Source organism: Novosphingobium sp. NBM11 (assembly GCF_015390225.1).
GTDB lineage: Bacteria > Pseudomonadota > Alphaproteobacteria > Sphingomonadales > Sphingomonadaceae > Novosphingobium.
This window is the reverse complement of record NZ_VUOG01000001.1, coordinates 3,890,296-3,907,813: the sequence shown is the minus strand read 5'-3', so window position 1 is coordinate 3,907,813 and position 17,518 is coordinate 3,890,296. Positions and strand designations below refer to the sequence as shown.

Here is a 17,518-nt window from a genome sequence, read left to right as displayed (position 1 = left end):
TGTGTCTCCGTTTCTTGCGCAGGCGACGCGCGAACCGGGGGCCGCGTTCCGCCGCTTGCGACGAACCGTGCAGCAGTTGCGTTTCACGGGCCGGAAGTGCGACAGGAAGCGGGCAGACTCGCCATGCGCTTCGTGATCGACAAGTGGCTGATAATCCACCGGAGGATGCCATGCCGCACGATGTCGATCACGCAGCCATTCTCGATCGCCTTGCCGCCGGGCGCGGCGGCGTGCGCAATGTGTTTGACGATATCGATCCGCGCCGCCTGGCGCACATCGTGGTCGACATGCAGAACGGCTTCATGGAGCCGGGCGCGCCCGTGGAAGTGCCCGAAGCGCGGAGCATAGTCGCCAACATCAACCGGATCACGCGCGCGGTGCGGGCCGCCGGGGGCACCAACGTGTTCCTGCGCTACACCAGTTCGCCCGAAGGCGATGCAAGCTGGTCCAATTTCATGATCCGCCAGGGCGCGGCCGCCACCGGCCACAAGGCGGCGTTCACCCCCGGCGCGCACTACTGGCAGCTCTCGCCCGCACTCGATGTCGCGCCGGGCGATCAGCTCCTCGACAAGCATCGGTTCAGCGCGTTCACGCCGGGCACTTGCGCGCTCGACGCCTTGCTGCGGGAACGCGGGATCGACACCGTGCTCATCACGGGGACGCTGACCAACTGCTGTTGCGAAAGCACTGCGCGCGATGCGATGCAGTTGAACTACCGCGTGCTGATCGCCGCGGACGCCAACGCCGCGCTGAGCGACGAAGAGCACGCCGCCACGCTGCACATCATGGCCATGGTGTTCGTCGACCTTTATGCGACCGACGAGGTGGAGGAACTGCTGGCGCGCTGACGCGCCAGCGCTCGCCCCCGTCGTCCGGCTCAGTCCGGCTTTTTGGCCACGGCCACCATCGCGGGTCGCAGCAGGCGGTCCTTGATCATGTAGCCGGCCTGAAGTTCCTGCAGCACGGTGCCGGGTTCGGCGTCGGCGGAAGGCACTTCCATCATCGCCTGATGCTGGTGCGGATCGAGCGGCAGGCCCGTGGCCGCGATACGGCTGATGCCGTGGCCGGCAAAGACCTTCTCGATCTCCCGCGCCGTGGCTTCCAGTCCGGCGACCAGATTCTTGAACTTCTCGTCATCGCGCAAGTCCGCGGGGATCGATTCCAGCGCGCGCGCCAGATTGTCGGCCACGGACAGGATGTCGCGCGCGAAGCCGGTCGCGGCATAGGCGCGCGTGTCCGCGATGTCCTTTTCCATGCGGCGGCGCAGGTTCTGTGTTTCGGCCTTTGCGTAAAGGATGTCCTGCTTCGCCGCCTCGAGTTCTTCGCGCAGCTTGACCAGTTCCTCGCCGTTGCCCGCCGAATCGATCAGTTCCTCGGGCACACCCTTCAGTTCTGCCTGTGCAGCTTCGTCCAGCGGGCGTGTCTCGTTATCCGTCATTTTCTTGAAAATCCGTCTTGTCCGATGAGTTTGCTCAACGATTGAGCCGTGAAATCCACCATGGGGACAACGCGCGCATAATTCAACCGCGTCGGTCCGATAACCCCCACCACGCCGACGACGCGCCCTTCCGCATCGCGCCACGGCGAAGCGATCACCGACGAGCCGGACAGCGAGAACAGGCGGTTCTCGCTGCCGATGAAAATCCGCGTCGATTCGGCATCCCGCGCGGCATCGAGCACCCCGGCGATCGCCTCGGCGTTCTCGAGCTGGTCCAGCAGTTGGCGGACACGCTCGATGTCGCCCAGCGCGGCCTCGTCCAGCAGGTTGGCCTGCCCGCGCACCACCAGCACCGGGCGCTGCGCCGCGTCCATCGACCAGATCGCCAATCCCCGTTCGACCAGATCGCGGCTGGCGGTGTCGAGCGCGGACCGGCCGCCCGCGATGTCGCGCCGGATTTCCACGGCGGCTTCGCCCAGCGTGCGCCCCATCAGCTTGTGTGTCAGGTAATTGCCTGCCTGCTCCAACGCGTGGGGCGGAACATCCGCCGGCAGGTCGATCAGCCGGTTCTCGATCGCGCCATCCTCGCCCACCAGCACCGCCAGAGCCCGCCCGGGCGAAAGGGCCATGAAGGAAAGCTGCATAAGCCGGGGCTCGCGCCGCGGCACCATCACGACGCCCGCGCCGGCGGACAGTTCCGACAGCGCCAGCGACGCGGCGTTGAGCGCCGCCTCGATCGTGCCGCCTTCGGCAAGGCCCCGCTGGATCTGCGCGCGCTCCGCCGCCGAGGGTTCCGCCACCTGCATGATGCCATCGACAAACAGGCGCAGGCCGATCTCGGTCGGCATCCGGCCCGCGCTGGTGTGGGGCGCGGCCAGCAGCCCCGCGTCCTGCAATTCCTGCAGCACCGAACGGATCGAGGCGGGCGACAGGTTGACCCCGCCCGTGCCCGCCAAGGTCTTGGAGCCGACCGGCTGGCCGCTGGCGATATAGCCTTCCACCACGAGCCGGAAGATATCCCGGGCGCGGCTGGACAGTTCGGTGAGCGGAAGCGAAACCATAAGCACCCAATGTAAACGGCAGGCTTGCAGGCTCAAGGGCATTGCGCGTAGGGCCTGCGCAACTTTCAACACCCGCCTGTCATCGACATGCGGATTTGCAGGATAATCACCATGCGCCCTTCCGGCCGCGCCGCAGACGAAATGCGCGCCATCACGATCGAGACCAACTTCACCAAGCATGCCGAAGGTTCGGTCCTGATCGGATTCGGCGATACCAAGGTGCTGGTTACCGCTTCGGTGGAAGAACGCGTGCCGCCGTTCATGCGCGGCAAGGGCGAAGGCTGGGTGACGGCGGAATATTCGATGCTGCCCCGCGCCACCCACACGCGCGGCAGTCGTGAGGCGGCCAAGGGCAAGCAGTCCGGCCGCACGCAGGAAATCCAGCGCCTGATCGGCCGCAGCCTGCGCGCCGTGACCGACCTCAAGAAACTGGGCGAACGTCAGATCACGCTCGATTGCGACGTGATCCAGGCCGATGGCGGCACCCGCACCGCCTCGATCTCGGGCGCGTGGATCGCGCTGCGTCTCGCCGTGCAGAAGCTGATCGACGCCGGCGCCATCAACGACGATCCGCTGACCGAAAAGGTCGCGGCGATCTCGTGCGGGATCGTGAACGGCGTGCCGGTGCTGGACCTCGACTACATCGAGGATTCCTCGGCCGATGCCGATGCCAACTTCGTGCTGATCGATGGCGGGAAGATCGCCGAGGTGCAGGCCACCGCCGAAGGCGCGACCTATGACGAGGAGGGGCTGCTCCGCCTGCTCCGCCTCGCCCGCGTGGGCTGCGCGCAGATCTTCGACGCACAGGCCAAGGCCGTCGCGCGGTGACACGCCACCTGGCGCGCGGCAAGCTCGTCATCGCCACGCACAACAAGGGCAAGCTCCGCGAAATCCAGGCGTTGCTGGCGCCCTATGGCGTGGAGTGCCTGTCCGCCGGCGAACTCGGCCTGCCCGAACCGGCCGAAACCGGCACGACTTTCGTCGAGAACGCGCTGATCAAGGCGCGCGCGGCGGCGGAAGCGGCGAACCTGCCGGCGCTGGCCGACGATTCCGGCCTCTGCGTGGCCGCGCTGGGCGGCGCGCCCGGCGTCTATACCGCCGACTGGGCCGAAGCCGCGCCCTATGAAGGCGGCCCCGGTCGCGATTGGTACATGGCCATGGGCAAGGTCGAGGGGAAACTGTGCGAGCAGGGGCCGGACACCCCGCGCGACGGATACTTCGCCTGCGTCCTCGCCATCGCCTGGCCCGATGGCGCCAGCGCCGTCTATGAAGGCCGCGCGCACGGCACGCTGACCTGGCCACCGCGCGGCACGCTGGGCTTCGGCTACGATCCGGTGTTCGTGCCCGCCGGTGGCACCCGCACGTTCGCCGAACTCGATGCGGAGGAAAAGCATCGCATCAGCCACCGCGCCGATGCCTTCGCCAAGCTGGTCGCGGAACAGTTCCCCGAGTAGAACCGGGCCGATGACGCCGCTCGCGCTCTATATCCACTGGCCGTTCTGCCTGGCGAAGTGCCCCTATTGCGACTTCAACAGCCATGTCCGCGAACGCACCAACATAGGCCAGTGGCAGGCCGCGCTGCTGGCGGACATGACGCACGAGGCCACTCTGACCGGCGGCCGTGAACTGACCTCTATCTTCTTCGGCGGCGGCACGCCTTCGCTGATGCCGCCCGCGCTGGTCGAAACCCTGATCGCGCAAGCTAGCCGGCATTGGCGCTTTGCCGAAGACATCGAGATCACGCTGGAAGCCAACCCTTCCTCGGTGGAAGCCGCCAACTTCGCGGCGCTGGCGCAGGCCGGCATCAACCGCGTCTCGCTGGGGCTTCAGGCGCTGGACGATACCGCCTTGCGCTTTCTCGGCCGGCTTCATGACGCCAGCGAAGGGCTGGCCGCGCTTGCCGTGGCGCAACGGCATTTCCGCCGCGTCAGCTTCGACCTGATCTATGCGCGCCCCGATCACACCCCGGAAAGCTGGGAAGCCGAACTGACCCGCGCGCTGGCCTTCGGCACCGGCCACCTTTCGCTGTACCAGTTGACGATCGAGCCGGGCACGCGCTTCGCCACGCTGGTGCGCGAAGGCCGCTTCACGCCGCTCGACGACGACGCGGCCGGCACGCTTTTCGGCCTGACCCGCGAACTCACCGCGCGCGCCGGCCTGCCGGCCTACGAGATCAGCAACCATGCCCGCCCTGGCGAGGAAAGCCGCCACAACCTCACCTACTGGCGCTATGGCGATTATGCCGGCATCGGCCCCGGCGCGCACGGGCGGCGCGGCGGCGTGGCGACAGTGCGCCACCGCAAGCCGGAAAACTTCCTCAAGGCGGTGGACGCGCAGGCGCATGGCCTTGCCGAACAGCGCGCGCTGGGGATGGCGGAGCAGGCTTCTGAAGCGATGCTGATGGGCCTGCGGCTGGCAGAAGGCGTGGACGTGAAGGCGCTGGCGGCGCGGTTCGGTTTCGCCGAAAGCGATCTCGTGGTGCCCGCAAAGCGCGCGTTCTATACCGGATTGGGCCTGCTGAACGATACCGGCGACCGGCTGGCCGTCACCGGAAAGGGCATGCCACTGCTCGACGCGCTGCTGGGCGAACTCGTGCCCGAAAGCCTGGTTGCGGCATGACGCCGCAGGACATCCTCGAAGCCTGGGGCCAGCACCTTTCGCTGGCGCGGCGCCGCTCCCCGCATACGGTCCGCGCCTACCTCGCCACCGCCACGCGCCTGCTGGCGGCGCTTCCGCCCGCGCAGGGCTGGGCCTCGCTCGCCCGGCTCGATCCCGCCACGCTGCGCACGCACCTTGCCGCGCGGCGGGCAGACGGGATCGGCAATGTCTCCGCCGCGCGCGAACTGTCGGCGATCAAGTCGTTCATCGCCTTCGCGCGCGAACAATCCGGCGAAACCGGCATAGCGCCGCCCCGCCTGCGCGGCCCCCGCGTGAAGAAGGGCCTGCCGCGCCCGATCACGCCGGATGAGGCGGTCAACCTCGCCGCCATGGTCGCCGAAGACGCCAGCGAGGAATGGATCGCCGCGCGCGATCGCGCCGTCCTGCTGCTGCTCTATGGTGCGGGCCTGCGCATCGCCGAGGCGCTGGCGCTGCCGGCCGCCGTCCTGCCGCTGGGCGAATCGCTCGTCGTTACCGGCAAGGGCAATCGCCAGCGCGTCGTCGCGATCCTGCCGATCGTGCGCGCCGCCGTGGAGGACTATGCCGCCAAGGTGCCCTGGCCGCTGACGAAGGACGCCCCCTTGTTCCGGGGCGCCAAGGGCGGTCCGCTCGCGCAGGGCATGGTGCAGAAGGCCGTCGCGCGCGCCCGCACCGTGCTTGGCCTCCCTCCCACCGCGACCCCGCACGCCTTGCGGCACAGCTTCGCCACGCACCTGCTCGGCGCGGGTGCAGACTTGCGTTCGTTGCAGGAGCTACTGGGCCACGCCAGCCTCAGTTCAACGCAGATCTACACCAAGGTGGACGCGGCAACGCTGCTGGACGTCTATCGCAATGCCCATCCGCGCGAACGCTAGGCCGTTCTATTTCACCACCACGCGCGGCAGGCGCAGCGTGGTCAGCAATCCGCCCAGATCCTCGCTTTCGTTCAGCGCGATCGAGCCGCCGTAAAGCTCGGCCACGTCGCGCACGATGGCGAGGCCCAGCCCGGTCCCCGGCTTGCCGGTATCGAGCCGCGCGCCCCGATCGAAGATGCGCTCGCGCGCTTCCTCGGGAATGCCCATGCCGTCATCCTCGACCCAGATGTCGCAGAACTTCGGGTCCGCCGGGTTCGCGTCCACGGTGATGAACACGCTGCCGCCGCCATACTTGGCGGCGTTCTCAATCAGGTTGCCGAGTATCTCGTCCAGATCCTGCCGCTCGATCGCGACCTGCGCCTCGCGGCTGCCGTCCATGTCGAAGCGGACTTTGGGATAGAGCCGTGTGACCGCGCGCTCCACCGCCTCGGCGCTTTCCCACACCACCGCGCGCGAAAGGCCGGTCGCGCGGCGGCCGACAGCGCGCGCGCGGGCAAGGTGATGGTCGACCTGCCGCCGCATCACCGCGGCCTCGCGGATCACCGTATCGGCCAGATCCGAAGCCTTGGCCGTCGCCGCGTTCATCACCACCGTCAGCGGCGTCTTGAGCGCATGGGCCAGGTTGCCCGCATGGGTGCGGGCTTCCTCCGCCTGCCGTTCCGAATGTTCGAGCAGCGCGTTCAGCTCCAGCACCAGCGGCTGCACTTCCAGCGGCAGCGGCTCGTTGACCCGGCTCGCCCCGCCTTCGCGCATGGCCGCGATCGCCCGGCGCACGCGCCGCAACGGCCCCAGCCCGTAATAGGTCTGGAGGGCCGCCATGCCGAACAGGCCCAGCCCCAGCACCACAAACGACCAGATCAGAATCGAGCGGATGCGGCGGATCTGCGCGTCGAGTTCACTGCGGCTGGCGGCGACCGCGAATTGCCACAGCGTGTTGCTGCCGGGCAGGATTACCGATCGCTCGATCATCCGCAGCCGTTCGCCCTCGAACTGGCCGCTATCATAGATGTGCGGCTCGGTATCGACATGGTCGCTCTGGAGCTTGAGCGTGCGGTCCCACAGCGAGCGCGACGGGAAATCCTCATGCCCCTGCCCGCTGATCTGCCAGTAGAGCCCGCTGTTCGGTTCCAGAAAGCGCTGGTCCCCCAGCGGCCGGTTGAAGAACACTTCGCCATCCGGCCCGATCTCGGCCGAGGCGACCATGGCGGTCAGCATGTAGCCCAGCTGTTCGTCGAAATTACGCGTGACCAGGCCGGTCAGCGTGCGGTCGAGCGCGAGCCCACCGCCCAGCAACAGCACCGTGATCCACGCGAACGCGATCAGCATCATGCGCCGCGCCAGCGATCCGGTGTGCGGCGCTGTCTTCGGTTCCTGCGCGGTGGTGGTCACGCTCTCAGTTCCCTGCCCGTCCGCCGCGATGCCGCGTCATGCCCTGCGGTGCCGCGGACAAGGCGCCGATCGTCAACCGCGGCCCGGATGGGCCGGATCGTCGAGGCTGTAACCCAGCCCCCGGATCGTGGTGATCACGTCCGGCCCCAGCTTCTTGCGGATACGGGTGACGAACACCTCGATCGTGTTCGAATCCCGGTCGAAATCCTGATCGTAGATATGCTCGATCAATTCGGTGCGGCTGACGACCTTGCCCTTGTGGTGAAGCAGGTAGGACAGCAGCTTGTATTCCTGCGCCGTCAGCTTCACCGGCTCGCCGTTCAGCGTGACCCGGCCCGAACGGGTATCGAGCCGCACGTCGCCCGCGATGAGTTCCGACGAGGAGTTGCCCGAAGCCCGGCGGATCAGCGCGCGCAGGCGGGCGATCAGTTCCTCGGTCTGGAACGGCTTGGCCAGATAGTCGTCCGCGCCCGCGTCGAGCCCGGCCACCTTGTCGGACCAGCTGTCGCGCGCGGTCAGCACGAGCACCGGGAACTTGCGCCCTTCCTTGCGCCACATGCCAAGCACGGTCAGCCCGTCGATCTCGGGCAGGCCCAGATCGAGGATCACCGCGTCGTAGTCCTCTGTCGAGCCGAGAAAATGGCCGTCCTCGCCATCGGTGGAAAGATCGACGGCGTAGCCATTGTGTTCCAGCGTGGCCTTGAGCTGCTTGCCGAGGGTCGGTTCGTCCTCGACGATCAGGATGCGCATGTAAGGCTGTCCCCTGCTGCTCGCCCGCTCCCATGCCGGAGAGCGCGCGGTTACGTGTTCAGGAATGCTAGATGATCCCTTGAACCTGAACGGTCAAGGAATGGAAAGATCAGCGGGATTCACCCAGCACCTGCCCGGTGCGCGCATCCACGTCGACGAACATGACATGGCCTTCGCGAATGAACTTCAGGCGATAGACCATGGCGGCGGGATCGTATTCCGGCCCCAGGTATTGCATTCCCGGCTTGGTCGGCAACACGGTCCGCTCGATCTCGCGCAGCGAACGCACGTTGCCCGCGCGCAGGTCGCGGCGGACTTCGCCCTGGGCGTCAGGACGGTTCGGGGCCGAAAAGGCCGTCGCAGGCAAGGCCGCGAGACCGACGGCGGTAAAGGCGATGATCCAGCGCATGATGCTGCTTTGCCTAGAGCCGAAGCATTGAACAAGGCGTGAATGCGGATGCCGGCGGCGGTTCAGGCAAAAAGTGCCGGCCGGGAGTACTGACCCTAGACCTTCTGCCCACCGGCGGCTAAGCGCGCGGCATGGCAGCAGCACCGATCTTGAGCTGGGAGGGCCTTGGGCTTCTCCAGGGCACCGGCTGGCTTTTCCGCGATCTTGACCTCCATATCGGCCCGCGCGACCGGCTGGCGCTGATTGGCCGCAACGGCGCGGGCAAGACCACGCTGCTGCGCCTGATCGCCGGGCAGATCGATTCCGACAAGGGCAAGCGCTCCATCCAGCCGGGCGTGCGGCTGGTCACGCTGGAGCAGGACCCGTTCTTCACCGGGTTCGATACGCTGATGGATTTCGCGCTGCACGGGCCGGACGCGCCGGAACGACACGAGGTGGAAGCCATCGCCAGCCAGCTTGGCATTGACATGGCCCGCAAGGCCGAAAGCGCCAGCGGTGGCGAACGCCGCCGTGCCGCGCTGGCCCGCGCGCTCGCCTCAGACCCCGACATCCTGCTGCTGGACGAACCGACCAACCACCTCGATCTCGCCGCGATCGACTGGCTGGAATCCTGGCTCCAGCGCTATACCGGCGCATTCGTGGTCATCAGCCACGACCGCACGTTCCTCGAACGGCTCACCCGCGCCACGCTGTGGCTCGATCGCGGTTCGCTGCGCCGAAAGGACATCGGCTTCGGTGGCTATGAAGCGTGGATGGAACAGGTCTATGCCGAGGAAGCCCGCGCCGCGGACAAGCTGGACGCCAAACTGAAGATCGAGGCGCACTGGCTTGAGCGCGGCGTCACCGCACGGCGCAAGCGCAACCAGGGCCGGCTTGAAAAGCTCTGGGAAATGCGCGCCCAGCGCGCCGCGATGCTCAGTCCGCAAGGCACGGCGAAGCTCGCTATCGCCAGCGACGACGAGGCCAAGAGCAAGGCGGTGATCGTCGCCGATCACGTTACCAAGACGTTCGGCGAAGGCGCCGGCGCCCGCGCGATCATCAAGGATTTCAGCCTGCGCATCACCCGGCGCGACCGCATCGGCGTGGTCGGCGCGAACGGCACGGGCAAGACCACGCTGCTCAAGCTGCTGACCGGCGAACTCCAGCCCGACAGCGGGACGGTCACGCTGGCCAAGACGCTCAGCGGCGTGATGATCGACCAGCAACGCAGCCTGATGTCGCCGGAAAAGCGCGTGCGCGACGTGCTGGCCGAAGGCGGTGACTGGATCGACGTGCGCGGCGAACGCAAGCACATCCAGGGCTACCTCAAGGACTTCCTGTTCGATCCCGGCCTCGTCGAGGCGCGCGTCGGCACGCTGTCGGGCGGCGAACGCTCGCGTCTGCTGCTCGCGCGCGAATTCGCCCGCAAGTCCAACCTGCTGGTGCTGGACGAGCCGACCAACGACCTCGACCTCGAAACGCTCGATCTGCTGCAGGAAGTGATCGCGGACTACGACGGCACCGTGCTCATCGTGAGCCACGACCGCGACTTTCTCGATCGCACCGTCACCATCACGCTGGGGCTGGACGGATCGGGCAAGGTCGATGTCGTGGCCGGTGGCTATGCCGACTGGGAAAAGCAGCGCAAGGCGCGCGTGGCGCCGGTCAAGGCCGCGCCCAAGGCGGAAAGCGCCCCGCCGCCGCCTCCCCCGGCCGCCAAGAAGGGCAAGCTCTCCTACAAGGATCAGCGCGATTACGAGTTGCTGCCCCAAAAGATCGAGGAACTCGATGCCGCCATTGCGCGCGGCGAGGCGCAACTGGCCGATCCGGACCTCTACGCGCGCGATCCCAAGAAGTTCGACGCGCTGATGGCCGCGCTGGAAAAGGTCCGCGCCGACAAAGACGCGGCCGAGGAGCGCTGGCTGGAACTGGCGGAGATGGCGGAAGGCTGAGAGCCGGTAACTCCCGCCTTCCGCTGCCCCAGCCCGTCCTTCGTCAGCCGCGCTTCGCTTCGGCGATCCGTTCATCCACCCGCCGCTCCAGCATCGACAGCGGCATCACGCCTTCCTTCAGGATGTCATGGAACCAGGGCAGGCTGAAGCGGTCGCCCAGTGCCTGCTGCGCCTTGGTGCGCGCAGCAACCCAGGCCGTGTGGCCCATCTTGTAGCTGCACGCCTGCCCGATCGAGGCGCAATAGCGCTCGATCTCGCGCTGGCTGCGCGGCCGCGCGAAGCCCACTGTGTTGACGAGGTAGTCGGTCGCTTTCTCGCGGCTCCAGCGGTAGTGGTTCAGCCCGGTATCGACCACCAGACGCGCCGCGCGGAACAGGAAGGACTGGAGATAGCCGGCGCTTTCGATGCCGGTATATCCGCCCAGCTCATCGGCCAGCTGCTCGGCATAGAGCGCCCAGCCCTCGCCATAGGCGGAAATGAAATAGTCCTTCAGGAACATCGGCAGGTTCCCGCCGCTGCGGGTATAGCCGCCCTGCAAGTGATGGCCGGGAATGCCCTCGTGGTAGGTCAGCGCCGGCAGCGAATACTTCGGCCAGTCGGCCACGTCCTTCAGGTTGATCCAGTAGATCGCCGGGCGCGAACCGTCGAGCGGCGCGGAATAGTAATACCCGTTCGGCGCGCCATCCTGAATTTCCACCGGAACGCGGCGGATTTCGAGCGGCTCGGACGGGATGTCGCGGAACGCGCGCGGCAGTTTCTGCGTCATCGCGGCGATACCCGCGTTCAGGCTGGCGATCAGGTCCAGGCGCCCCTGATCGGTGTTCGGATAGCGTTGCGCGGGCGAGGCGTTGAGAGCGGTCAACCGCGCCCCAACCGAACCGGTGGTGAAGCCCGCGCCCTTCAGGATGGCGTCCAGCTTCGCGGAAATATCGGCTACCTGCTCCAGCCCGATCTTGTGGACCTGCTCGGCCGTGTGATCGGTGGTGGTCGCCTTGCGCAGCGCCAGCGCGTAGATCTCGTCGCCCTTGGGCAGACGCCACGCGCCATCGCCCGGCCGCGTGCGCCCGCGCAACTGCTGCATCAACGCGATCTGGCGATCGAGCGCGGGATAGACGTCTCCCGCCACGATCCGGGCAGCCCGGCTTTCCCAGTCGCCTGCCACGCTCTTCGCCGTCGTTCGCTTGACCAGCGATCGCACCATGGCGTTCTGTTCGGGTGACGGTGCGCGCAGCGCGCGCATCTGCTTCAACACCAGATCGACGGACCATACCGGCGCGATCAGGCCGCGCCCGGCGTCGCGCCGCTGCCGCGCGGTTTCATCGTCCAGCGCGAAAGCGAAAGCGCGCAGCCGCGTCAGATAGGCTTCGGCGTCATCGGCGTTCTCGACCGGGTGCTGGCTGTCGAGAAAGTCGGGAACACTGAAATAGACGCCGCTCTGCTGCGTGATCGGATAGGGATTTTCCACGTCGTCCAGCCCGAACGGCTTGCCGGCGAGTTCCTGTTCGAACTTGTAGGCAAGGACATCGCGGTTCAGCCGGGCGGCAGCGCTCAGGCTTCCCGCATCCACGCCACGCATTGCCGCCAAGGCGCGTTCGTTAAACGCCCGCGACGCATCCTTCCCGGCCTCGCTGTAGTCATCAAGCCGTGCTCGCAAGCCGGCACGAGTGCCCTTGTCGAGGCCAAGGCGCGTCGCGTTTTCGGGCTCGATCAGCAGCTGTTCGTAGAACAACCTGTCGGCCAGCGCGTTGAACGCGGCATCGCCGGCCGTCTGGGCCAGAACCCGGAGCGGCCAGCCTCCGCCAAGCGCACCCGCCGCGATTCCCGCGAATCCCAGAAATTCCCGTCGTTCCATGAAGCTGCTTCCCGACACTGTAGTTTCAATCGATACGGCCTGACACGGCGCGGGGATAGCCCGCAATGACGTTCGTCGATCCGCCTGTGTCGTTCATCGGATGCGATAAAAGTCCGCCACACGGTCAAGCGCGATGCGCAAGACCGGCTTACCGCTGCGGACAGGCCAGTCCAGCGCCTTCTCCGCCATCGCCAGGGCATCGCCGGAGCAAACCACCCGCCACAGAATATCGCTCAAGCCGGTTCCCGCGGCGGCGATCGCCGCATCGAAGCGTTCCTTCGCCGCGATCTGCCGCTCGGTTGGCGAAAGGTTGCGCTCGCCACCGCCAAAACGCACCGGCTCCCAGCGCATCGTGACGGCTGGCGCCAGTTGCGCGCGCTCCCAATCGGTCCGCAGGCGCTCCCCCGCGTCGAACTGCCGGTCGCTGAGATCGCCGCGTGCATGCAACCAGGTCAGTGGCGATTCGGCGCAATTCACCTTCACGCTGCGCCGCGCGGCCGCCGCGGAACCACGCCCTGCCCGGCGCGGGCCTTCGCTGGTCAGTTCACGATCGATAAGGACTTGGCGCATCGGGTCACCTCCGCTTTGAACATTTGGGGAACGCCGCCGCACTTGCCCCAGGGGCTGCTTTGTAGGAAAGCAATTTCAACTTCCGTTCCTCTCAGAAATGGAACCACCATGATCAACCGCATCCGCGACATCCGTCGCCAGAAAGGCCTGACCCTGGCCGACGTGGCCGCGCGCTGCGTTCCGCCGACGACGGCGCAAACCATCGGCCGGCTCGAAACCGGGATGCGCAGCTTGTCGCTGACGTGGATGAACCGGATCGGCGCCGCGCTCGATGTCGATCCGCAGCTTCTGGTAAAGCCGGACCATTCCGCCATACCCAACGTCGTCGCGCGGCTCACCGCCGGCGGACCTGAGGCGCTGACGCACCCGATGGACGCGGTGCTGCCCACCGAGTTCGGCGGCGATGCGCGACTCATGGCGCTGGTTGTCGATGCGGGCCTGGGCGAATACCGGGCGGGCGATCAGGTGTGGCTGCGGCAGGTCGATCCGGCGGATTATTCGCGCGCGCTCAACCGCGACGTGCTTGCGCCACGCCCTGCCGGCCGCTTCGCCTTCGGGCGGATGATCGACCATCTCGACGGGCGTATCGCACTGCTGCCCCCAGGCATCGGGCAGCGGCAGGTGGTGATCGACCACCCGGCGTGGATCGGCGTGGCGGAAATGCTGGTCCGAAAACTGTGAACCCTGCATCCGGGCGCCGCCTGCTCTCGATTTCGACGCTTTACCCCTCGTCCCAGCGCCCCGGTTTCGGGCGCTTCGTCGCGCGGCAGATGGAAGCGCTGGCCGCGCGCGGCGATTGGGAGGTGACGGTGGTGAACCCCATCGGCCTGCCCCCCGTCAAGCTGGCCCGCTATGCCGACATTGCCGAAACGCCGCTGATCGAAACCGGCGGTCCCGTCACGGTGCATCATCCGCGCTTCACGCTGATCCCCGGCCTTTCCGGCCACATCAATCCCCTGCTGATCGCGCGCGCCATCCTGCCGCTGGTGCGGCGTCTCCACGCCGAACAACCGTTCGACATGGTCGATGCGCAGTTCTTCTATCCCGATGGTCCGGCCGCCATGCGCGTGGCCGAGGCGCTGGGCCTGCCGTTCGCGATCAAGGCGCGCGGGTCCGACATCCACTACTGGGGCACAAAGCCCTTCGCGCTGCGGCAGATGCGCGCGGCCGCCGAAAGGGCATCGGTCCTGCTGTCGGTCTCGCAGGCACTCGCCAACGACATGGCCGCCTTGGGCCTGCCAGCCGGCAAGATGCACGTCCATTATACTGGTCTCGATCACGCGCGCTTTTCGCCCCTGCCGCGCGCCGCCGCGCGGCAGCTGGTCTCGGCCATTCCCGATCTCGGCATCTGGTCGGTCGGTAGGCTCGTCGTCAGCGTCGGCGCGCTGATCCCGATCAAGGGGCAGGCGCTGGCGATCCGCGCCCTGGCCCATCTGCCCGAGGACGTCCGCCTGGTCATTGCCGGCACCGGGGCGAACGAGGCCGCGCTCAAGGCGCTGGCGAGCGAACTCGAGCTGGCCGAGCGGGTCCAGTTCGTCGGCGCGGTCGATCACGAGACCCTGCCCACGCTGCTTTGCGCGGCGGACGCCATGGTCCTGCCTTCGGAACGCGAAGGCCTTGCCAATGCCTGGATCGAAGCGCTCGCCTGCGGCACGCCGGTCGTCATCCCCGACATCGGCGGCGCGCGCGAGGTGGTGGACTGCCCCGCCGCTGGCCGCATCGCGGCACGCGATCCGGTGGCCATCGCCACCGCGCTCGGCGATCTGCTGGCCGATCCCCCCGCGCAGGAAGACGTCGCAGCCTGCGCCGCCCGCTTCAGCTGGGACGGCAATGCGGCCGCGATGGCGGAGATTTACGAGGGCGTGGTCCGGGAGCAGACCACAGCCTGACGGCGGGCACAAACACCGCCCCCGTCGTCCCAGCCCAAGCTGGGACCTCAGGCCGCTGCGGGAAACCTTTCAGGGGTCCGTCCCCGGCTGCCCGAGATCCCAGCTTACGCTGGGATGACGCGTTTTCTCACCCCCGCTCGCGCGCCAGGCGTTCCTGCTTTTCCAGCGCGCTTTCGGTGGTGATGAAGCTCTTGGGATTGACCTTCAGCCAGATCAGGATCGGCGCGGCCATGTAGATCGAGCTGTAGGTACCCACGAAGATACCGAGCGTGATCGCCGCGGTGAAGCCGAAGATCACGTCCGGCCCGAACAGCAGCAACGCGACCAGCGTGATCAGCATCGACAGCGAGGTCACAATCGTACGCGCCAGAGTCTCGTTGACCGAAAGGTCGAGCAGCTCCGGCATCGGCATCTTGCGGTATTTCTTCATGTTCTCGCGGATACGGTCGTAGACCACGATCGTATCATTGAGCGAATAGCCGATCAGTGTCAGCAGTGCGGCCACGATGTTGAGGTCGAACTCCATCTGCGTGATCGCGAACATGCCGAGCGTCAGCACCACGTCATGCACCAGCGCGAACAGCGCGCCGATGCCGAACTGCCATTCGAACCGTATCCAGATGTAGGCCGCCACCGCCAGCGCGGCGAAGCCCAGCGCCTTGAACGCGTCCCAGCCAAGCTCCTTGGAAACCTTGCCCGAAACCGAATCGACGCCGTCGATCCGCGCATCGGCATGGGCCGTCTTGATCGCGGCGGTGATCGTGCGGGCCATCTTGTCCGACAGCGCGGGATCGTGGTCCGATCCTTCGGGCAGCTTCATCCGGATCGAGATTTCGTTGGGCTTGCCGTAGCGCTGGATGATCGGCTCGCCGTAACCCAGTTTATCCACCTCGCCCCGCAGCTGCGCCACGGGCGCCTCGGCGCTGCGCTCGAAGGTCACGCGGATCATCTGGCCGCCGACGAAATCGACGCCCAGGTTGAGGCCGCGCGTCGCCACCAGCGTCAGCGATCCCGCCATCAGCAGCAGGCTGACGATGTAGAACGGCAGCCGCCACTTCAGGAAATGGATGTTGGTATTGTCGGGAATGAGCTTGAGGAGCTTCATGTCCTTCGTCTCCTCTTACAGGCTCAGTTCGGACGGCCGCGCGCGGCGGAGCCACTGCGCCACCCACATGCGGGTCATGGTCACGGCGGTGAACACCGAGGTCACGATGCCGATCATGAGCACCACGGCGAAGCCGCGCACCGGGCCGGTGCCGAACGCGAACATCAGCACCGCGGCGATGACATTGGTGATATTGGCGTCGAAGATCGCGCGGCTCGCTTCCTTGTAGCCCATCTCCACCGCCTGCACCACGCGCCGGCCGCGATGACGTTCCTCGCGGATGCGTTCGTTGATCAGCACGTTGGCGTCCACCGCCGCGCCGATGGTCAGCACGAAGCCGGCGATGCCGGGCAGGGTCAGCGTGGTGCCGACGATGCCCATGATGCCCAGGATCATCAGCACGTTCACGACCAGCGCCAGGTTCGCGTAAACCCCGAAACGGCCGTAGGTGATGAGGATGAAGGCCATCAGCGCGCCGGTGCCGACGAGCATGGCGATCATGCCCTTGCGGATCGAATCCGCGCCAAGGTCCGGCCCCACGGTCCGCTCTTCGACCACCTTGAGGTCCACCGGCAGCGCGCCCGAGCGCAGCGCGATGGCGAGCTGGTTGGCGCTTTCCGTGGTGAACCGGCCAGAGATCACGGCACTGCCGCCCAGGATCGGCTCGTTGATGTTGGGCGCGGACAGGACCTTGCCGTCTAGGATGATGGCGAAGGGCTTGTTGACGTTCTGCGTGGTCAGCTTGGCGAACTTTTCGCCGCCGTCCGAATTGAACGTGATGTTGACGACCGGTTCGTTGGTCTGCTGGCTGTTGGTCTGCTGCGCGTTGGTCAGCTGATCGCCGCGAATACCGCCCAGCCGCTTGACCGCGATCGCACCCAGCTTGGGGTCCTGATAGGGTACGATCTCGCTGCCCGGAGGGGCGATGCCGCGCGCCACGTCCGAAGGCAGCGCGCTGGTATCCACCAGCTTGAATTCGAGCTTGGCGGTCTGGCCCAGCAGGTTCTTGAGCGCCTGCGGGTCCTGCAGCCCCGGCACCTGCACCACGATGCGGTTGGCGCCCTGGCGGATGATGGTGGGCTCCTTGGTGCCCAGCGCGTCGATACGCTTGCGCACCACTTCCACCGCCGTGTCCATCGCCTGCGTCACCGCATGGTCGATGCCTTCCTGCGACGGCGTCAGCACGAAGCGGTTGCCGTCGACGACATCGATCTTCCAGTCGCGCTGACCGGTAAGCCCCGCGCCGCTGGTCAGCGGCAGCACCGCCTCGCGCACCGCGTCCACCTTGGTCGGGTCGGCCACCACGAACGTCAGCGCGCCATCGCGGTTGGAGATGTCGCTGATGCGGATGTCACCGGACTGGCGCAGCTTGTTGCGGACGCTTTCCTCCATCGCCTCGATGCGTTGCTGGCGCACCTGAGAGGGATCGGCTTCGAGCAGGATGTGGCTGCCCCCGGCCAGGTCGAGACCGAGGTTGATCTTCGGCTCCGGCAGTACGGACGGCCAGTTGAGGCCCGCCGTGGCGGTCAGCGAAGGCACGGCGGCCAGCATGCCGACGATCGTCAGCGCCCAGAGCCACAGTACCTTCCAGCGCGGGAAATCGAGCATGAGA

17 protein-coding genes are annotated in these 17,518 nt (G+C 67.0%); 8 read left to right on the top strand and 9 right to left on the bottom strand.

Translation table 11 applies throughout. The features are described 5' to 3' along the window. Nucleotides 1-143: 143 nt before the first annotated feature. Nucleotides 144-848, top strand: a complete 705-nt coding sequence (locus F1640_RS18930) for an isochorismatase family cysteine hydrolase (RefSeq protein ID WP_309229302.1) — start codon at nucleotides 144-146, stop codon at nucleotides 846-848. Between the two features lie 29 nt (nucleotides 849-877). Here F1640_RS18930 and grpE read toward each other — a convergent pair whose 3' ends face one another. Together grpE and hrcA are read right to left on the bottom strand one after the other, a co-directional pair. Then, entirely contained in the window at nucleotides 878-1,438 is a 561-nt protein-coding gene (gene grpE / locus F1640_RS18925; protein ID WP_194920731.1) for a nucleotide exchange factor GrpE, read from the bottom strand. Next, nucleotides 1,435-2,499, bottom strand: coding sequence for a heat-inducible transcriptional repressor HrcA (gene hrcA, locus F1640_RS18920; RefSeq protein ID WP_124807502.1), 1,065 nt, complete (start codon nucleotides 2,497-2,499; stop codon nucleotides 1,435-1,437). The genes grpE and hrcA overlap by 4 nt, the downstream gene beginning before the upstream one ends. A 111-nt stretch (nucleotides 2,500-2,610) precedes the next feature. On the opposite strand from hrcA, the gene rph reads away from it, so the two are divergent. The 4 genes from rph to F1640_RS18900 are packed head-to-tail and all read left to right on the top strand — an operon-like array spanning nucleotide 2,611 to nucleotide 6,011. Then, on the top strand, nucleotides 2,611-3,327 hold the full coding sequence (gene rph, locus F1640_RS18915; protein ID WP_194920729.1) for a ribonuclease PH: 717 nt from the start codon (nucleotides 2,611-2,613) through the stop codon (nucleotides 3,325-3,327). After that, nucleotides 3,324-3,953 carry an RdgB/HAM1 family non-canonical purine NTP pyrophosphatase gene (gene rdgB, locus F1640_RS18910; protein ID WP_194920727.1) on the top strand — a complete coding sequence of 210 codons (630 nt, stop codon included), beginning with the start codon at nucleotides 3,324-3,326 and terminating at the stop codon, nucleotides 3,951-3,953. The genes rph and rdgB overlap by 4 nt, the downstream gene beginning before the upstream one ends. 10 nt (nucleotides 3,954-3,963) lie before the next feature. Next, nucleotides 3,964-5,118 (top strand): radical SAM family heme chaperone HemW, encoded by a 1,155-nt coding sequence (gene hemW, locus F1640_RS18905; protein WP_194920718.1) that lies wholly within the window; start codon nucleotides 3,964-3,966, stop codon nucleotides 5,116-5,118. After that, nucleotides 5,115-6,011 carry a tyrosine recombinase XerC gene (locus F1640_RS18900; RefSeq protein WP_194920716.1) on the top strand — a complete coding sequence of 299 codons (897 nt, stop codon included), beginning with the start codon at nucleotides 5,115-5,117 and terminating at the stop codon, nucleotides 6,009-6,011. The genes hemW and F1640_RS18900 overlap by 4 nt, the downstream gene beginning before the upstream one ends. Before the next feature lie 6 nt (nucleotides 6,012-6,017). Here the strand turns inward: F1640_RS18900 and F1640_RS18895 are convergent, their stop codons facing one another. The 3 genes from F1640_RS18895 to F1640_RS18885 form a co-directional block, all read right to left on the bottom strand. After that, nucleotides 6,018-7,340, bottom strand: a complete 1,323-nt coding sequence (locus F1640_RS18895; RefSeq protein ID WP_136957243.1) for a sensor histidine kinase KdpD — start codon at nucleotides 7,338-7,340, stop codon at nucleotides 6,018-6,020. Between the two features lie 132 nt (nucleotides 7,341-7,472). Continuing rightward, on the bottom strand, nucleotides 7,473-8,150 hold the full coding sequence (locus F1640_RS18890; protein ID WP_124807508.1) for a response regulator transcription factor: 678 nt from the start codon (nucleotides 8,148-8,150) through the stop codon (nucleotides 7,473-7,475). Between the two features lie 109 nt (nucleotides 8,151-8,259). Continuing rightward, nucleotides 8,260-8,559: a PepSY domain-containing protein gene (locus F1640_RS18885; RefSeq protein ID WP_124807509.1), complete on the bottom strand. Its 300-nt coding sequence runs from the start codon at nucleotides 8,557-8,559 to the stop codon at nucleotides 8,260-8,262. A 131-nt stretch (nucleotides 8,560-8,690) separates the two neighbouring features. On the opposite strand from F1640_RS18885, the gene F1640_RS18880 reads away from it, so the two are divergent. Continuing rightward, nucleotides 8,691-10,490, top strand: coding sequence for an ABC-F family ATP-binding cassette domain-containing protein (locus tag F1640_RS18880; RefSeq protein ID WP_194920715.1), 1,800 nt, complete (start codon nucleotides 8,691-8,693; stop codon nucleotides 10,488-10,490). 43 nt (nucleotides 10,491-10,533) lie between these two features. Here the strand turns inward: F1640_RS18880 and F1640_RS18875 are convergent, their stop codons facing one another. Together F1640_RS18875 and F1640_RS18870 are read right to left on the bottom strand one after the other, a co-directional pair. Further along, a complete protein-coding gene (locus tag F1640_RS18875) occupies nucleotides 10,534-12,342 on the bottom strand; it encodes a DUF885 family protein (protein ID WP_194920712.1) in 1,809 nt (602 codons plus the stop codon). Nucleotides 12,343-12,435: 93 nt separating this feature from the next. Continuing rightward, nucleotides 12,436-12,912: a DUF6456 domain-containing protein gene (locus tag F1640_RS18870; protein WP_194920711.1), complete on the bottom strand. Its 477-nt coding sequence runs from the start codon at nucleotides 12,910-12,912 to the stop codon at nucleotides 12,436-12,438. A 108-nt stretch (nucleotides 12,913-13,020) separates the two neighbouring features. Here F1640_RS18870 and F1640_RS18865 point away from each other — a divergent pair, with 108 nt between their 5' ends. Together F1640_RS18865 and F1640_RS18860 are read left to right on the top strand one after the other, a co-directional pair. Further along, complete coding sequence (locus tag F1640_RS18865; RefSeq protein ID WP_125955386.1) at nucleotides 13,021-13,593, top strand: helix-turn-helix domain-containing protein; 573 nt, start codon at nucleotides 13,021-13,023, stop codon at nucleotides 13,591-13,593. Further along, nucleotides 13,590-14,801 carry a glycosyltransferase gene (locus tag F1640_RS18860; RefSeq protein WP_309229301.1) on the top strand — a complete coding sequence of 404 codons (1,212 nt, stop codon included), beginning with the start codon at nucleotides 13,590-13,592 and terminating at the stop codon, nucleotides 14,799-14,801. The genes F1640_RS18865 and F1640_RS18860 overlap by 4 nt, the downstream gene beginning before the upstream one ends. 127 nt (nucleotides 14,802-14,928) lie before the next feature. On the opposite strand, the gene secF is transcribed toward F1640_RS18860, so the two are convergent. Further along, nucleotides 14,929-15,906: a protein translocase subunit SecF gene (secF, locus tag F1640_RS18855; RefSeq protein WP_194920709.1), complete on the bottom strand. Its 978-nt coding sequence runs from the start codon at nucleotides 15,904-15,906 to the stop codon at nucleotides 14,929-14,931. Nucleotides 15,907-15,921: 15 nt separating this feature from the next. After that, on the bottom strand, nucleotides 15,922-17,514 hold the full coding sequence (gene secD / locus F1640_RS18850) for a protein translocase subunit SecD (RefSeq protein WP_194920707.1): 1,593 nt from the start codon (nucleotides 17,512-17,514) through the stop codon (nucleotides 15,922-15,924). Nucleotides 17,515-17,518 lie beyond the last annotated feature (4 nt).

What these genes read in the sequence shown, in the direction of transcription:
- grpE (WP_194920731.1), bottom strand. Translation starts at nt 1,438, where the DNA reads ATGACGGATAACGAGACACGCCCGCTGGACGAAGCTGCACAGGCAGAA.
- hrcA (WP_124807502.1), bottom strand. Translation starts at nt 2,499, where the DNA reads ATGGTTTCGCTTCCGCTCACCGAACTGTCCAGCCGCGCCCGGGATATC.
- rph (WP_194920729.1), top strand. Translation starts at nt 2,611, where the DNA reads ATGCGCCCTTCCGGCCGCGCCGCAGACGAAATGCGCGCCATCACGATC.
- hemW (WP_194920718.1), top strand. Translation starts at nt 3,964, where the DNA reads ATGACGCCGCTCGCGCTCTATATCCACTGGCCGTTCTGCCTGGCGAAG.
- F1640_RS18900 (WP_194920716.1), top strand. Translation starts at nt 5,115, where the DNA reads ATGACGCCGCAGGACATCCTCGAAGCCTGGGGCCAGCACCTTTCGCTG.
- F1640_RS18895 (WP_136957243.1), bottom strand. Translation starts at nt 7,340, where the DNA reads ATGATGCTGATCGCGTTCGCGTGGATCACGGTGCTGTTGCTGGGCGGT.
- F1640_RS18890 (WP_124807508.1), bottom strand. Translation starts at nt 8,150, where the DNA reads ATGCGCATCCTGATCGTCGAGGACGAACCGACCCTCGGCAAGCAGCTC.
- F1640_RS18885 (WP_124807509.1), bottom strand. Translation starts at nt 8,559, where the DNA reads ATGCGCTGGATCATCGCCTTTACCGCCGTCGGTCTCGCGGCCTTGCCT.
- F1640_RS18880 (WP_194920715.1), top strand. Translation starts at nt 8,691, where the DNA reads ATGGCAGCAGCACCGATCTTGAGCTGGGAGGGCCTTGGGCTTCTCCAG.
- F1640_RS18875 (WP_194920712.1), bottom strand. Translation starts at nt 12,342, where the DNA reads ATGGAACGACGGGAATTTCTGGGATTCGCGGGAATCGCGGCGGGTGCG.
- F1640_RS18870 (WP_194920711.1), bottom strand. Translation starts at nt 12,912, where the DNA reads ATGCGCCAAGTCCTTATCGATCGTGAACTGACCAGCGAAGGCCCGCGC.
- F1640_RS18865 (WP_125955386.1), top strand. Translation starts at nt 13,021, where the DNA reads ATGATCAACCGCATCCGCGACATCCGTCGCCAGAAAGGCCTGACCCTG.
- secF (WP_194920709.1), bottom strand. Translation starts at nt 15,906, where the DNA reads ATGAAGCTCCTCAAGCTCATTCCCGACAATACCAACATCCATTTCCTG.
- secD (WP_194920707.1), bottom strand. Translation starts at nt 17,514, where the DNA reads ATGCTCGATTTCCCGCGCTGGAAGGTACTGTGGCTCTGGGCGCTGACG.